This is a genomic window from Phreatobacter sp. (genome assembly GCF_051860605.1).
GTDB lineage: Bacteria > Pseudomonadota > Alphaproteobacteria > Rhizobiales > Phreatobacteraceae > Phreatobacter.
In genome coordinates this window covers 243,311-258,548 of record NZ_JBHYDR010000005.1, presented here as the reverse complement: position 1 = coordinate 258,548, position 15,238 = coordinate 243,311, and the positions used below count along the sequence as shown (strand labels likewise).

The 15,238-nt window shown below is 69.1% G+C and carries 13 protein-coding genes; all 13 read right to left on the bottom strand.

Annotation, left to right across the window (positions count from 1 at the left end):
* Positions 1–246 precede the first annotated feature (246 nt).
* The 13 genes from ACTIFS_RS11090 to ACTIFS_RS11030 all read right to left on the bottom strand — a co-directional run bounded on the left by ACTIFS_RS11090 (position 247) and on the right by ACTIFS_RS11030 (position 15,205).
* Complete coding sequence (locus ACTIFS_RS11090; RefSeq protein WP_439574150.1) at positions 247–1,020, bottom strand: ABC transporter permease; 774 nt, start codon at positions 1,018–1,020, stop codon at positions 247–249.
* A 149-nt stretch (positions 1,021–1,169) separates the two neighbouring features.
* Positions 1,170–2,132 (bottom strand): ABC transporter substrate-binding protein, encoded by a 963-nt coding sequence (locus ACTIFS_RS11085; protein ID WP_439574149.1) that lies wholly within the window; start codon positions 2,130–2,132, stop codon positions 1,170–1,172.
* A 148-nt stretch (positions 2,133–2,280) separates the two neighbouring features.
* Positions 2,281–3,705 carry a dihydropyrimidinase gene (gene hydA, locus ACTIFS_RS11080; RefSeq protein WP_439574148.1) on the bottom strand — a complete coding sequence of 475 codons (1,425 nt, stop codon included), beginning with the start codon at positions 3,703–3,705 and terminating at the stop codon, positions 2,281–2,283.
* Between the two features lie 297 nt (positions 3,706–4,002).
* Positions 4,003–4,323 carry a Zn-ribbon domain-containing OB-fold protein gene (locus tag ACTIFS_RS11075; protein WP_439574147.1) on the bottom strand — a complete coding sequence of 107 codons (321 nt, stop codon included), beginning with the start codon at positions 4,321–4,323 and terminating at the stop codon, positions 4,003–4,005.
* Positions 4,320–5,456, bottom strand: a complete 1,137-nt coding sequence (locus ACTIFS_RS11070) for a thiolase family protein (RefSeq protein WP_439574146.1) — start codon at positions 5,454–5,456, stop codon at positions 4,320–4,322. The genes ACTIFS_RS11075 and ACTIFS_RS11070 overlap by 4 nt, the downstream gene beginning before the upstream one ends.
* Positions 5,457–5,471: 15 nt before the next feature.
* Positions 5,472–6,557 (bottom strand): alcohol dehydrogenase, encoded by a 1,086-nt coding sequence (locus ACTIFS_RS11065; protein WP_439574145.1) that lies wholly within the window; start codon positions 6,555–6,557, stop codon positions 5,472–5,474.
* Between the two features lie 295 nt (positions 6,558–6,852).
* Positions 6,853–7,242: an oxalurate catabolism protein HpxZ gene (gene hpxZ / locus ACTIFS_RS11060; protein WP_439574144.1), complete on the bottom strand. Its 390-nt coding sequence runs from the start codon at positions 7,240–7,242 to the stop codon at positions 6,853–6,855.
* 254 nt (positions 7,243–7,496) lie between these two features.
* Positions 7,497–8,897, bottom strand: a complete 1,401-nt coding sequence (locus tag ACTIFS_RS11055; protein ID WP_439574143.1) for an AtzE family amidohydrolase — start codon at positions 8,895–8,897, stop codon at positions 7,497–7,499.
* A gap of 1 nt (position 8,898) precedes the next feature.
* On the bottom strand, positions 8,899–9,096 hold the full coding sequence (locus tag ACTIFS_RS11050) for a DUF4089 domain-containing protein (protein ID WP_439574142.1): 198 nt from the start codon (positions 9,094–9,096) through the stop codon (positions 8,899–8,901).
* Between the two features lie 111 nt (positions 9,097–9,207).
* Complete coding sequence (locus ACTIFS_RS11045; RefSeq protein ID WP_439574141.1) at positions 9,208–10,140, bottom strand: alpha/beta hydrolase family esterase; 933 nt, start codon at positions 10,138–10,140, stop codon at positions 9,208–9,210.
* A gap of 88 nt (positions 10,141–10,228) precedes the next feature.
* Positions 10,229–11,203, bottom strand: a complete 975-nt coding sequence (locus tag ACTIFS_RS11040; RefSeq protein WP_439574140.1) for a D-2-hydroxyacid dehydrogenase — start codon at positions 11,201–11,203, stop codon at positions 10,229–10,231.
* A gap of 110 nt (positions 11,204–11,313) precedes the next feature.
* The gene (locus ACTIFS_RS11035) at positions 11,314–11,844 is read right to left on the bottom strand and encodes a GNAT family N-acetyltransferase (RefSeq protein ID WP_439574139.1); all 531 of its coding nucleotides are present in this window, start codon (positions 11,842–11,844) and stop codon (positions 11,314–11,316) included.
* 145 nt (positions 11,845–11,989) lie between these two features.
* Entirely contained in the window at positions 11,990–15,205 is a 3,216-nt protein-coding gene (locus tag ACTIFS_RS11030) for a bifunctional cytochrome P450/NADPH--P450 reductase (RefSeq protein ID WP_439574138.1), read from the bottom strand.
* Positions 15,206–15,238 lie beyond the last annotated feature (33 nt).

The window sequence follows — 15,238 nt, the reverse complement described above, 5'->3', positions numbered from 1 at the left end:
CCGGGCGGCGCTGCATCGGAGAGATGCGTCCTTCGAGGCTCGCTGCCGCTCGCACCTCAGGATGAGGAGCGGGGAGGATGACATCAGGGCTGTCGCGGCGCGCCCGGACCATCCGAAATTCAGTCGCGCGGCCCACCACCCCCCTCATCCTGAGGTGCGAGCGGCAGCGAGCCTCGAAGGACGCAAAGCCCGGATGCAGGGCGCCCGGATGCAGGTCGCCCGGCACAGTCCTCACCTCTGCCCCGGTCATATCGTGCTCCAGGGAAACAGCTTCTGGTTCACCGCCTTGAACGCGAAGTCGGAGATCAGCCCGATCACGCCGATGACGATGATGCCGAAGATCATCTGCCCGGTGGCCAGCAGCGCCTGGCTTTCGATGATCATATGGCCGATGCCCGAGGACGACCCGATCAGCTCGGCGACGATCACATAGGTCCAGGCCCAGCCGAGAACGAGACGCAGGATCTCGGCGATCTGCGGCGCCGCATAGGGCACCATGACGCGCCCGACAATGCCGGCATCGCGCGCCCCGAGCGTCAGCGCGGCTTCCACCAGGTCGCGGCGGATGGAGCCGACCGCCACCGCCACCATCAGCACGATCTGGAACACCGAGCCGACGAAGATGACCAGCAGCTTCTGCCCCTCGCCGACGCCCGCCCACAGGATGAACAGCGGGATGAAGGCCGAGGCCGGCAGGTAGCGGGCAAACGAGACGAACGGCTCGAAGAAGGCCTCCACCGGCTTGTAGGCGCCCATGGCGAGCCCGAGCGGCACAGCGACGAGCGCGGCGATGATGAAGCCGCCGACGACCCGCCAGACGGTGACCGCGATATCCTTCAGGAAGCCGTGGTCGGTGATCAGCGCCCAGCCTTCGCGCAGCATGGTCAGCGGGTCGGCGAGGAAGATCTTCGGCACAAGCCCGCCGAAGGTCACCGCCGACCAGGCCGCGAAGAAGATGACGAAGAAGGCGATGCCGAGGACGATCCGGGCGCCGGAAGAGACAGGCTCGAGGGGTTTCATCGGATCATCCGTTCCGCAGCATGCATAGGCGCGACCTTCAACGCGTCATGGCCGGGCTTGGCCCGGCCATCCACGACTTGAACACGCCCGGCAGGAATTCGTGGATGCCCGGCACAAGGCCGGGCATGACGACGGTTGGGAGTGCGCCCCTACTGGATGAACCGCGTATCGACCATCGTGTCGAAGTTGGGCTTGCTCCGGATGATGCCGATCTCCATCAGCAGGTCGGCGGCCTTCTCGGTGAAGGTGCGCCACTCGCCGGCGAAGAAGGTCCGGTTGGCCTCGCGGTCCTGCCAGCGCAGATACTGCGCCGAATTGCCGAACTGCTCGGCCGTCTGGCGCACGTCCGCGCCCATGATCCGGTAGGCCTCGGCCTGGTTGGTGCGGATCATCTCCAGCGCCTCGAAATAGCTCTTGGCGAGCGCGCGCACGGCCGCCTCATTGGCCTGGATGAAGGCCGGCGTGCAGCCGAACGTGTCCATGACCATGGGATAGTCGAGCGTGGTGGCGATGATCTTGCCGGCCTGCGGCGCATTGCGCACCGCGGACAGGAACGGCTCATAGGTCATGGCGGCATCGTTCTGGCCGGCCACGAAGGCCTGCGCCGCCGGACCCGGCTCCATGTTGACCACGGTCACGTCGCGGATCGACATGCCGTTCTCCTTGAGCATCCAGGCCAGCGTGAAATAGGGCGCCGTGCCGGGGGCGGAGGCGGCCACCGTGCGGCCGCGCAGGTCGCGGATGGAATTGATGTTGTTGCGCACGGCCATGCCGTCGGCGCCGTAGCTCTTGTCGAGCTGGAACAGCTGGGTGGTGGCAATCCCGTTGGCGTTCCAGACGATCCAGGTCTCCACCGTGGTGGCGGCGCACTGGATATCGCCGGAGGCGATGGCGAGGTGCCGGCTCGCCTGCGGGATCTTGCGGATCGTCACGTCGAGGCCGTTGCGGGCGAAGATGCCGGCTTCCTTGGCCAGCGTCAGCGGGGCAAAGCCGGTCCAGCCGGAAATGCCGATATTGACCTTGGTCTGGGCGCTGGCCGGGCCGGCGAGGGCAAGGCCCGCGACAAGGGCGCAGCCGGCAAGCACGCGGCGCGCTAGGGACCGTGACGTCATGTTCGTTCTCCTCTGGGGGCGGTTGCCGGAAACGGTCCGCCGCTGCCTGCACTCTAGGAGGCAGGCCCAATCCTGCGGCATACGGAAATCTGCGTATCAGGCGACAATCTTGCTGCGCTGCGGCACCATGCAGCAGCCGCGCCCGGCCTCATGCCCCCGCCGGCAGCGCGAAGGGGCTCTTGTCGCGCTTCAGGAAGGCGCCGTCGCCGGGGCTGCCGGTGACGCGGCCATCCTCGACCACGGTCCGTCCCTTCGCGATGGTCATGACCGGCCAGCCGGTGACTGCGAACCCCTCCCACGGCGTGTAGTCGGAGCCGTGATGCAGGATCTCCTGCCGGATGGTTTCCTTGCGGTTCGGGTCCCACAGCACGATGTCGGCATCGGCACCGACCGCGATCGTGCCCTTCTTCGGATAGAGGCCATACATTTTGGCGTGGTTGGTCGAGGTCAGCGCAACGAAGTCGTTGGCGCTGATCCGGCCCTTGGCCACGCCCTCCGACCAGAGCACGGGCAGTCGCGTCTCCACGCCCGGCAGGCCGTTCGGCACCCATTTGAACGAGGTGCGGCCCTTCGGGTTCAGCTTGCCTTCCGGGCTGTCGTAGAAGAACGGGCAATGGTCGGAGGAGAAGGTCTGGAACACGCCCTGCTGCAGGCCCTCCCAGATGGCCTTGTGGCTGTCGGTGTCACGCGGCGGCGGCGAGCAGACATATTTTGCGCCCGACATGTCCATGTTCAGGCCCTTCATGTCATCCTCGGTGAGGGTGATGTATTGCGGGCAGGTCTCGGCATAGACCTTCAGTCCGCGCTGCCGCGCCCACCGGATCTGCTCCATCGCCTCGCGGCCGGAGACGTGGACGATCATCAGCGGCACGTCGAGCAGTTCGGCATGGCTGATGGCGCGGTGGGTCGCCTCGCGCTCGATCACCTGCGGCCGCGAGGGCCCGTGATAATAGGGCGCGGTCTTGCCGGCCGCCTCCAGCCGCTCGGTCAGGAAGCGGATGTTGTCGTAGCCCTCGGCATGGACCATCACCAGCGCCTGCTCGCGCCGCGCCACCTCGAAGACCTCGAGCATCTGGCGGTCGGACAGCACCAGATCCTCATAGGTCATGAACACCTTGAACGAGGTGCAGCCGTCGGCGAACAGGGCGGGCAGTTCCTGGTTCAGCACGGTGGGGGTCGGGTCGGAGACCACGAGGTGGAAGCCGTAGTCGATATAGGCCTTGCCCTCGGCCTTGGCGTGATAGTCGGTGACGCAGGCGCGCAAACTCTCGCCCTTCACCTGCATCGCGAAGGGGATGACGGTGGTGTTGCCGCCGGCCGCCGCCGCGCGCGTGCCGCTCTCGAAGCCGTCCGCCATGCGGATGCCCGGGCCCGAGGGCTGGTCGAGGTGGACATGGCTGTCGATGCCGCCGGGCATGACCAGGAGGCCCGAGGCGTCGATGGTCCGTGCCGCATCCGTGATGGCCTCGGCGAGCAGCACGATGCGCCCGCCGCGGATGCCGACATCGCACCGGGTCGTGTCGGTGGCGGTCACCACGGTGCCGCCGCGGATGGCGAGGTCGATATCGGGCATGGTCGGGTCCTGCGCTGGCTCGTCGGGTGGTCTGCTGTCGCACCGCATTTTCGGGGGCGGGTCAAGGGCGGCGGGTGTGCAGGCTTCCGGGCAGGCCTGCATGAACGGCGTGCGTCCTTCGAGGCTCGCTTTCGCTCGCACCTCAGGATGAGGAGGACGGCAGGTTGCCCGACCGACGGCCCATGCGCGACGCATGAGCCCCTTCGCGGCTGATGCCACCCACCAACCCCCTCATCCTGAGGTGCGAGCGAAAGCGAGCCTCGAAGGACGCAAGACCCTCGTGCACGGTCCAGCAGCCTAATGCCCGCCATCCGCCTCGGCCACGGCCAGCCCGTCCACCACCATCACCCGCACCCGCGCGCCGATGGCAAGGTCCACCGGCCCCCGGCACATGACCCGCGGCCCCTCGTCGAGCGTCACCAGCGCGATGCCGTAGCCGCCCTCCACCTGCCATTCCGGCAGGGGCGCGCGGTGCACCACCGTGGCCGACCAGACCGTGCCGCCGCCGCCCGCCTCGACCGGCTGCGGATCCCCCGCCCCGCAGGCCGGGCAGGCGATCCGGCGGAACTGCCAGCGATGGCCGCAGGACCCGCAGGCAAGGAGCATGAGGCCGCTCATGCCACGCGCTCCAGCACGAAACCGGCATGGCTCGACAGCACCCCGCCATCGGCATGGCAATAGGCAAGCGGGGCATCCTTCACCTGCCGCCCGCCCGCCTCGCCGCGCATCTGGCGCACCACCTCGACCACATGGGCGAGGAAGCCGGCAACGCCCGAATGGCCATAGGACAGAAGGCCGCCATGCAGGTTGAGCGGCAGCGCACCGTCGCGGGCAAAACGCCCCTCGCGCGCGGCCCGGCCGGCCTGGCCCGGCGCTGCGAAGCCGAGCGCCTCGATGAAGATGGCGAGCGTCGCGGTGAAGCTGTCATAGAGGCCGATGAGGCGCATGTCGGCAGGGCTCCGCCCGGCCGCCGCGAAGGCGCTGGCCGCGGCAATCTTCGCGCCGAGGCCGAGATCGTCGGGCATTTCCGAGATGTGCTGGTGGGTATGCGCCTCGCCCGTGCCGGCAATGCGGATGGCCGCGCGCCCGGACGGCTCCGCCGAAACGACAACCGCCGCCGCGCCGTCCGAGATCGGGCAGCAGTCGAGGAATTTCAGCGGCCGCGCGATGGGCTTGGATGCCAGCACGTCCTCTACCGACACCGGTGTCCGCAACTGCGCGCCGGGATGGCCGGCGGCATGGCGGCGCATCAGCACGGCGAGTTCGGCCAGATCCGCCGCGCTGGCGCCGGTCTCGTGCAGGTACCGGGCGGCCAGCAGCGCGTAATAGGCGGGGATCGAGGCGCCCAGCGGCACCTCGTGGTCGGGATGGCCGACGCCGGCCAGCGTCCGCATCGCGTCGTCGCGGCTCTGGCCGGTCAGCCGGTTCTCGCCGGCCAGCACCAGCACGTTGCGGCAGGCGCCGGCCTTGATCAGGTGGCTTGCCAGCACGATGGCGACCGCCCCGGTCGCGCCGCCAGCCCGCGCCTCATGGGCATGGCGCGGACGGATGGCCAGCCGCTCGGCCATCACCGTGCCCATCATCAGGTGCGGAAATGTGGTGGCATAGCCAGCGATCAGCCCGTCCACCGCCTCGCGCGGCAGGCCGGCATCGGCGAGCGCGGCAAGGCCGGCCTCCTCCATGAGGTCGACCGGCCCCCGTCCGGCATGTTTGCCGAAGGCGGTGACCGCAACGCCCGTGAGGAAGGCCATCGGTGCCGGCCCGGCTCAGGCCGGGGCCGCTTCCAGCACGATGCGGCCGGCGACCTTGCCGGCCTCCAGGTCGTGCAGCGCCTCGTTGACCTGGCTCATCGGCCGCCGCTCGATCGGGATCGGCGGCAGCTTCACGCTGCGGGCGAGCGCGACGAACTCCTTCAGTTCCTTCAGGGAACCGACATAGGAGCCGCGCACGCTGAGCGCCCGCATCGGAATGAACGGCAGCGGATAGCGCAGCTCGCCGCCGAACAGGCCGACGATGATCACCTGCCCGCCCTTGCGCACGGCATTGATGCCGAGCGTGGTGGTGTCCTCCGAGCCGACGAAGTCGAGCGCTGCGGCCAGCTGCCCGCCGGCAAAGGCGGCAAGCTGCTTCGCCGCGTCCGGCGCAGCCGGATCAAGCGTGGCGGCGACGCCGATCGCCTCCGCCTGCCGGCGCTTTTCCGGCGAGGGATCGACTGCGATCACCGGCCCCATGCCGAGCGCCTTCAGAAGCTGCAGGGCCGTCTGCCCCAGCCCGCCGCAGCCGAACACGGCGATCTTCTCGCCCTCGCGGTGCGGCCGGATCTTGTTCACCGCGCTGAACACGGTCACGCCCGAGCAGGCATAGGTCGCGGCCACGGCCGGGTCCATGCCGTCGACATCGACCAGAAACTCCTCGTCGCGCACCAGCACATGGTCGGCAAAGCCGCCCCGCGCCTGCACGCCGAGAAATTGCGGGGCGGCGCAGAGATTCTCGTCGCCCGACTTGCACAGCGGGCATTCGCCGCAGCCGATCCAGGTGTGCAGGAGGCGCCGGTCGCCGGGCTTCACGGTGGTCACGTCCGGCCCGACCGCCTCGACCGTGCCGAGAATCTCGTGACCGAGCGTCAGCGGCAGCTTGAGCCCGCGCGCCTGCAGATCCAGGGTCTTGCCGCCGCCGATATTGTACTTGCCCTCGCGGATATGCAGGTCCGAATGGCACACGCCGCAATGGGTCACGCGCACCAGAACCTCCTTGCCCTTCGGCACCGGACGCTCCTCCTCCGTCAGCACCAGCGGTTCGCAGGACATGTTGAGGCGCCAGGACTGCGTGCGGGCGGGCGTGAAGTCTTGCATGACGGTTCCTCTCGGGCTGGCAGGGCGCCTGTTTCAGGCCGTTTTGTCGGTCGGGGGGCGAACGCTAGCACGCAGGCGCCGCGTGTAAATGTGCCGAAGGGCCGAGCCGCTCTGCGGTTTCGGGACGGGTGCGAACGGGACCGCGACCGGCCGGAACGACGACGCCCGGCGGGAGTGTCCCCCGCCGGGCGCAGTTTTCGAACATAGCCGGAAAGTGCCAGACCAGCGTCACGCTGTCAAGGCATATTTTCTCCTAGAAGGACAAAAGGCTTATTGCCGGGCCCGCTCCTGCCCCTCACTCCTTCAGGGTGATGATGCTCACATGGGCGGCCACCACCTTCCAGCCCTCCGGCGTGCGCAGCCACGTCTGCATCTGCCGGCCGACCTTGCCCTGTTCCATGCTGGCGCGCCGGAACAGGGTCGAGGCGGTCGCCATGTCGCTGCCGAAGGTGGTGATCACCGTGCGGTCCAGCGTCCGGTCCAGCCCGACAGGCGAGCGTCCGGCCCGGAAGGCGGCGATCTCGCCATAGCCATAGAGGTTCTCGCCGATCCCGTAGCGGATCGTGTGGTCCGACGGCCAGAACAGGGCGTCGAGCGCCGCCACATCGTTGCTGGTCAGCGCCGTCTCGTAGGCCGCGAACACGGCGCTCACCTCGGCATGGGTGTCCGGGTCGTTGATGATCACGGTGTCAACCTCTTCGGCACGATGTGTCGGGCGGCTCAGGGGACCGCCCAGTGATGGATGGGCATGCCGGCCGCCGCGACGAGGGTCGCGATGGCGCAGGCGGTAACGGCAACCGCAATCAGGACGAAAGAACGGGGCATGATACGCACCTCCGGGACGCAGGACCAACGCGCGACCTGCGCCATTCGCCCCGGCGATCGGTCGGATTTTCGAACAAGTGTCCCGATCATGGTGAACCGTCCCTTGCCGCCCGGTCAGCCGAGCGCCGCCACCGGTGAGGCGACGACCCCGGCCCGCTCGAGGTGGCCGGCGACCCGCACCGCGATATCCTCCCGCCATGGCGCCGCGATGACCTGCACGCCGATCGGCAGGCGCTCGCCCTCCGTCCAGACCGGCACGGCCATGATCGGCAGGCCGACGAAGGAAAAGGGCTGGGTGAACAGGCCGAGATTGGCCCTCACCGGCACCTGCTGGCCGTCCAGTTCGAACACCTTCTGGCCGATGGCCGGTGCGCGCGTCGGTGTGGCGGGCGCAAGGATGACATCCACCTCCCGGAACAGGTCGAGAATGGCGGCCCGGTAGGCGCGCCGCACCTTCTGGGCATTGGCCACCCAGGCGGCCGGCAGCAGCGCCCCGGCGATCAGCCGGTCGCGAGTATCCGGATCGAAGTCCTGCGGCCGCTCCCTCAGGCGCGGCAGGTGCAGCGTACCGCCCTCCGACATGGTGATGAGGAAGGCGGCGGCCCGCGCCTCCTCGGCCATCGGCACCTGCACCGTGCCGGCACCGAGGGCAGACGCCACCCGGTCGAGGGCCTCTGTCGCGGCGGGATGTTGCATCTTCGCGAAATAGCCGTCGGCGCGGACGATCCTCAAGCCGGCAATGCCGCGATCAACCTCGGGCAGCAGCGGCACGGACGGCCGCGGCTGGCAGGCCGGATCGTCGGGGTCATGGCCGACCATGGCGTCGTGGAAGGCGGCGCAATCGGCGGTCGAGCGCGCCAGCGGCCCCAGATGGTCGAGGCTCGCCACGAAGGGAAAGGTGCCGGCCCGCGACAGCCGCCCATAGGTCGGCTTCAGCCCGAACAGGCCGCACAGCGAGGCCGGAACGCGGATCGAGCCATTCGTGTCCGAGCCGAGCGTCACCGCCGCGAAGCCGGCGGCGGCCGCCGCCCCCGAGCCGCCGGACGATCCGCCGGTCATGTGGTCCGGATCGTGCGGATTGCGCGAGGCGCCGTCATGGGCGTTCTCGCCGGTGAAGTCATAGGCATATTCGCCCATGTTGAGTGCGCCGAGGAGCACGGCATCGGCCGCGGCCAGTTTGCGGATCAGGAAGGCATCGCGCCCGGCGGGCGGATGGTCGCGGTTGATCCGGGCTCCGGCCAGCGTCGCCATCCCTGCAATGTCGAACAGGTTCTTGACCGCATAGGGCACGCCGGCCAGCGGGCCGAGCGGCACGCCGCCACGGCGCTTGGCATCGACGGCGTCGGCCTCGGCCAGCGCCCGCTCGGCCGTCACGGCGGTGAAGGCCCCGAGCCGGCCGTCATGGGCGGCGATGCGGGCCAGATGCGCCTCGACGACGGCACGGGCGGTGAAGCGGCCCTCGCGGACGCCGAGCGCCAGCGCGGTTGCCGGAAGGCTGGTCAGGACATCCGCCATGTCAGGCCTCGAAGACCGGGGCCTGGTCGGCGTGGTCGCCGTGCGGCACGCGGGCCACGATCCGGGCCATGCGGGCGGCAATCGTCAGGTTCAGCACGACGCCGGGTCGATAGTCGGGCGCAACCTCAAGCCCCACCAGGGGCGCCACCGCATCGATGATCCGGCCGGCCTCGTCCGCAGTCAGGTCTTGCTGTCTCATGACACCCCCCAATTTCCCACCGGGCCGGCCGCAGCAACGGTCAGCCCAGGATCTGTGCAGGCCGATGGCCCTGCGGCCACCCGGCAATCCTGAGGCAAGTCCGGGGCCAGATCAGCCGCCCTGGCGGCTGTTGGTGGCAAAGAACTGCCACATCTCCTCCGCCGCCTCGATATCGTTGTTGTGGTTGCCCAGCATGGTGCCGGTCAGGGGCACGATCCGGCGGCCGGCCCGCGTCGGCGTCTGGTGGCCGCCGCCCTCGATCCGGTAGAGCTGCGTGGCATGGCGGCAGCCGGTGCCGTCGGTCAGGAATACGGTCGAGCCGTCGCTGTCCACCGAGTCCGGCAGGGGCCGCTCGCCGGCGCCCGAGCAGCCGTTGCGAAGACGCAGGAAGGTGAAGCTGTCGACGGCGGAGAGGAGGGTCGAATCCGGATCGCCGCTATGGATCCGTCCCGCCCAGGGGGCGATCCGGTCCTGCGTGCCCATCATCATCAGCACGGGCATCGGCCGGCCGGGGCAGGCGCGGGTCCAGCGGATGGCGAGATTGGCGAGAAGCGGCGCGGCGGCAGCGAACAGGTCACCCGCCTCGCACATCAGGCGAAACGTCATGAGGCCGCCGCTGCCGAGACCCGCGATGAAGACCCGGTTGCGGTCGATCCGGCCATCGGCCGTGAGTTCGGTCACCACCCGGCGGATGAACGCCACGTCGTCCGAGGTCTGGCTGGCGCTGAACCGGCGGCCGTCGGGCGGGCTGCCGTCGTTCCAGGACTGGGCCCGGCCCTGAGGATAGGCGATGACGAGGCGTTCGCGGGCTGCCACCACGTCCCAGGCCATGTAGCCGCGGATCTGGGCGGAGGTGCCGAGCGCGCCGTGCAGAACCACCACGAGCGGTGCCCGCTGGCCGCGGCTGAAATCGGTGATGAGCACGGTGCGGTCGCCATCGACCGTCTGGAACGAGCGGGTCTGCACGTCCTGCGCCGCCCCCGGCACTGAGGCACCGAGCCAGAAACAGGCGGCAAGCACCGGCGGGAGCAGTCTGAACCCCATCGCAGCCCGTGTGAATCGCCGGTCCCGCGAAGAGACCGCAGATATCCTGACACGATTCGCAGCCGGCGAAAGGGCGGGTGACCGAACGTCACACCACGGGGTTGAGCAGCGCCTCGCCGCGCGTCAGCCGGCCGAGGTTTTCGATCAGCATGTCGACGACGAGCCGCTCGTAGTCCGCTGTCTCCCCGCCGGTGTGCGGCGTGATGATGACATTCTCCATCGACCAGAGCGGCGAGGTCTCCTGAAGCGGCTCCTCGCGGGTGACGTCGAGCGCCGCACCGGCGATCCGGCCGGCCTTCAGGGCGTCCACCAGGGCGTCCTCGTCCACCACGCGGCCGCGCGCGCAATTGACCAGCAGCGCCGTCGGCTTCATCGCCGCCAGCCTGCCTGCATTGATGAGACCCTCGGTCTCGGCGGTCAGCGGGCAGGTCAGCGCCACGATGTCGGCATCGGCGAGCGAGGCGTCAAGATCGGCCGGGCCGACCAGCCGGTCGACCGCCTCCACGCGGGCCGAGGTGTCGCGCTTCAGTCCGACCACGGTCATGTCGAAGGCTTTTGCGAAACGGGCGAGCCGCGCGCCGATGCCGCCGAGCCCGACGATCAGCAGCGTCTTGCCGGCCAGCTCGAACTCGCGCGCGGACGGGTCGCCGATCATGCCGCGCCAGACCTTGCGCGACTGGTTGTCGCGGCCCGTATGGATCATGCGGCTGAAGGCGAGGATCAGGCCCATGGCATGTTCGGCCACGGCATTGGCATTGGCGCCCTTGGCGCTGGCGAGCCGAACGCCGCGCGCCTTCAGGGCGGCCTGGTCGAACATGTCGACGCCGGCGCTCACCGACTGGATGAAGCGCAGCCGCGAAGCCGCCTCCAGCGGCGCGCCGCGCCAGAAGCCGGATGCCACCACCACGTCGAAGGCGGGAAGGCGGGCATGGAAATCGGCCGCCGTGCGGAACTCCTCGAAGCGGATGCCGGTGTTCCGGCGGGCGAATTCATCGCCCAGCTGGTAGGCGGAATGGCCAAAGCCGATGACAAGCTCGGAGGCGGCGGGAAACGCTGGGGTCATGTCGGGTCCATGATGGCGAAAGCTGCCCGATCATCCCCAGCCGCGCCGGCTTGGCAACCGCCGCAGGCCCATAAGCGTCATGCAGCGCGCCCCCATGCGGGCGAAGCGCGTCAGGCCGCCGGCAGAACCTCGTTCCGCCGGGCCTCGCGCGCGACAGGCGCGTCCGGTGCCGCCAGCGGCAGCAGCCCGGTCGCCTCGCCGGCCTCGAAGGTGAAGCGCGCGCCGAACTTCCGCGCCAGCGCGCGCATGGCGACATTGCCGGCCGAGGACGTGATCCTGAGCGCGCCGAACCCGTCCGCGCGCGCGCCCGCGATCACCGCCTCGAACAGGGCAGTGGCAATTCCCCGCCGGCGCAGGTGCGGCTCCACCGAGAAGGCGATGTCCGCAGGCTCGTCCGCCAGCGGCGGATGCAGTTCGGCGGTGCCGCGCACCGCGCCGCTCGCGTCGACCAGCGCGAACACGCGCGTCGGCCCGGCAAAGCACCGCTCCGAATAACGCGTGATGAACAGGTCGTCGGCAACCCCGTTGAACCGGTCCCGCCGGCCATCGGCATCGAGGCGCAGCAGGTGGTCGCGGTGCAGGGTCTGGTCAGTGCGCCCGAGGGCGCGGATCGTGCCGAGCGGATGGGGGGCTCGTGCCATGGTGGTTTCCTCGTGGACATGTCCCGAGGACGCTCATTCCCTAGAGCCCCAATATTGTGCGCCGCACCATGACTGTCAATGCGTCTATCTTGCATTGCAGCAAAGTCAGTCCGGCATGGTAAACGGGGAACCGGCCGCGCGCGTCTCAGCTTCCCGCCCAGACATCGAGGACGTAGCGGCCTTCCCGGCCCATGCGCTCGATCCAGGCCTCGCCCTCCTCGAGGGAGGCCTCGTTCTCGTCGCACCAGATGCCGACCAGCGCCCGCTTGACGTCCGGCTCCATGCGGCTGCCGTCGCCGCAGACGAAGATCACCGCGCCGGCCTGGATCATCGGCCACAGCCGCGCCGCCTCGGCCTTGATCAGGTCCTGCACATAGGTGCGCGAGCCATTGTGGCGGGAGAAGGCGACAAACAGGTCGCATATGCCGTCGCGCGCGAAGCCTTCCAGCTCCTCGCGGTAGATATAATCCTGGTCCGGATGCCGGCAGCCGAAGAACAGCGTCGCCGGACCGAGCGTCTCACCCCGCGACTTGAGCGCGGCGCGGTGCTGGCAGAAGCCGCGGAACGGGGCAAGGCCGGTGCCGGGACCGACCATGATGATCGGCACATTCGGATCGGCGGGAAGCTGGAACCCGGCCTTGGTTTCGCGCACCAGCGCCTGGACGGTCGCGCCCTCCGGGCAGGCTCCCAGATGGGTCGAGCAGACGCCCTCATAGGTGCCATGGCCGGACCGCGCCGGACCGCGCACCACCCCGACCGTCACCGAACAGCGGTCGGGCGAGGCCAGCGGCGAGGACGAGATCGAATAATAGCGCGGCGTCATCAGCGGCAGCATTTCCAGATAGCTGCCGAAGGTCAGTTCGCAGGCCGGGTGATCCTCCATGAGGTCCAGCACCGAACGCCTCTTCACCCAGACCTCGCTGCGATAGCCGCCCGGCTCGGTCTCGGAGGCGAGCGCCACCAGCTTCGGCCGGGTCATCGGGCAGCGCGTCGCCTCGGCCAGAGCCTCCACCTGCTTGCGGGTGGCTACCGCCTGAAGCTCGACATAGTGCCCGAGCAGGCGGGACAGCGCGATCGGCTCCCCGACCGGCAGGGCCGCGCGCCGCCCGGCCTCGGCCCGAAGCCGCACCTGCGTCTCCGGCGTCATGCCGAACCGCGCGGCGACCCGCTTCACCAGCGCGTCCGGATTGACCGGCACGACCGACAGATGGTCGCCCGGCCGGTAGGTGACACCCTCCGGCAGCGCCACCTCGACATGGCGGGTGGAGCGATCGACGGCCGGATCGCCCGACTGGACCTGCAATTCGCGGTTCTCGACCACCTGCATCGGCCGCGCACCGGCGGCATTGACGACCGGCGCGGCAGACGCGGCCGAAACCTCGTCCACCTCGTAAAGCGGGGCAGCCCGGGCCTGGGTCGAGAAATCGATGTCGAGGCCGAGCGCCTCGCCGACCACCGGACAGAGCCCGGCAAGCCAGTCCTGGAACTGCCCGTCAAGATCCTCGCGGGCATCGCCCTCGGCGCGCTCGCGAATGCGCGTGGCACCAAGCGCGGCAAGCCGGTCGTCCAGCCGGCGCGGCACGGCCTGATAGGTCGAGGCCCAGTCGCGGTTGCCGCAGCCGAACACGGTGTAGCGCACGCCCGACAGGAGGGTGGGATCGTCCGCCTCCTCCAGCCACTTCACGAAGCGCGCCGCATTGTCGGGCGGGCCGCCATTGTAGGAGGCGCAGGCAAACACCACCGCGCCCTCGGTCGGCAGCTCTCCTGCCATCTCGTCCATCTCGGCGAGCGTCACGTCGAAGCCGTTGACCTCGCCCGCCGTAGCGATGGCACGCGCCACCTCCTCCGTCGCACCGAGGTTGGAGCCATAGAGCACCGTCAGCTTCGCGCCATGCTTCGGCCTTGCGGCAACGGCCGCGGCGGCGCTTGCCGCCTGCGGCGCGCCTGATGCCGGGATCGTCGTGCCGCGCGTGCGGCCGGGACGCGGCTTCACCTTGATCATGAAGCCGTCCGGCTTGATCGACAGCGTCTCCTTGATCTTCAGCTTGTAGTTGGCGTGATCGAACAGCTGGAAGCGCTGCAGGATCATGCCCAGCACGAGCGTTGCCTCCTGCATGGCGAACTGCCGGCCGATACAGGCGCGCTGGCCATTGCCGAAGGGCTTGTAGGCGTTGACCGGCCGGGCCGCCTCCGCCTCGCGGGAGAAATTGTCGGGATTGAACTTTTCCGGCTCCGGACCCCAGACATTCGGGTCCCGGTGCAGCATCAGCGCCAGAACCGTGACGAAGGTGCGGGCCTTCAGCGGATATTTCCCGCCGATGACCTCGTCCTTGTAGGGGTAGAGGCCGAAGGCGGGCGCGGTCGGCCACAGCCTCAGCGCCTCCTTCAGGATCTGCTGGATATAGGTGAGCTGGTTGACCTGCGCATAGGTCGGCTGGGCGCCGATATCGTTGCCCAGAACCCGGTCGGCCTCCTCATAGGCCTTCGCCAGCACGTCCGGATTGTTCAGCAGGAAATAGAGCGTGAACGACAGGAGGCCCGATGTCGTCTCGTGGCCGGCGATCAGGAACGTGTTGATCTGGTAGCGGATGTTCTCGTCGGACAGCGTCTCGCCGGTCTGCTTGTCGACGCCTGCGAGCATGTAGTTGAGCAGGTCCTTCTGGTCGCCGCCCGAGCGCCGCCGCTCGCGGATGATGTCGTCGACCAGCGCGTTCATGAAGTTCACGTCGGTCTTGAGCTGTCCGAGCCGCCGCGACAGCAAGAGGTTCTCCAGCGGCAGGCCACGCTGCATCATGCAGGTCTCGAGCGTGCGGGTCAGCGCGTCGATGAAGGGATGGTAGTCCTGCCGGTAGAACGAATTGAACCGGTAGTCGAAGCCGCAGACGCCGATCGTGTCGAGGGCGAGCGCGGTCATGTCATGGACGACGTCGATCTCGTCGTCGGCATTAAGCCGCTCCCACTTCATGCAGAGCTGGGAGGCGATGTCGAGCATCATCGGCAGGTAGCCGGCCATGGCCCGCTGCGAGAAGGTCGGCAGCAGGATGTTGTGCGCCTTCGCCCAGTTCGGCTCCTGGGTGTCGCCGGTGAACAGGCCGTCGCCGCCGATCGCGCGGATGCGCCTGAGCGAGCCGCGCACGGCCTTGTCGAAGCGCTTCTCGTCGCACAGTTCGTCGACCAGCGCGGCGTCCGACACGACGACCAGCGGCGTGCCCATCATGTCGAGCCAGTAGATGCCGCCGTTCTGGCGCGTCAGCTCCATCAGGCTTTGCAGCGGCGTGTCGCTGTCCACCGTCAGCATGTTGCCGACGATCGGCTTCTTCGGCGGATGCGGGATGGGAGCGAGCGCGTTCGCGGCAGCCATGGCATTCCCTCAATGGTTTTCGGGCATTGAGGG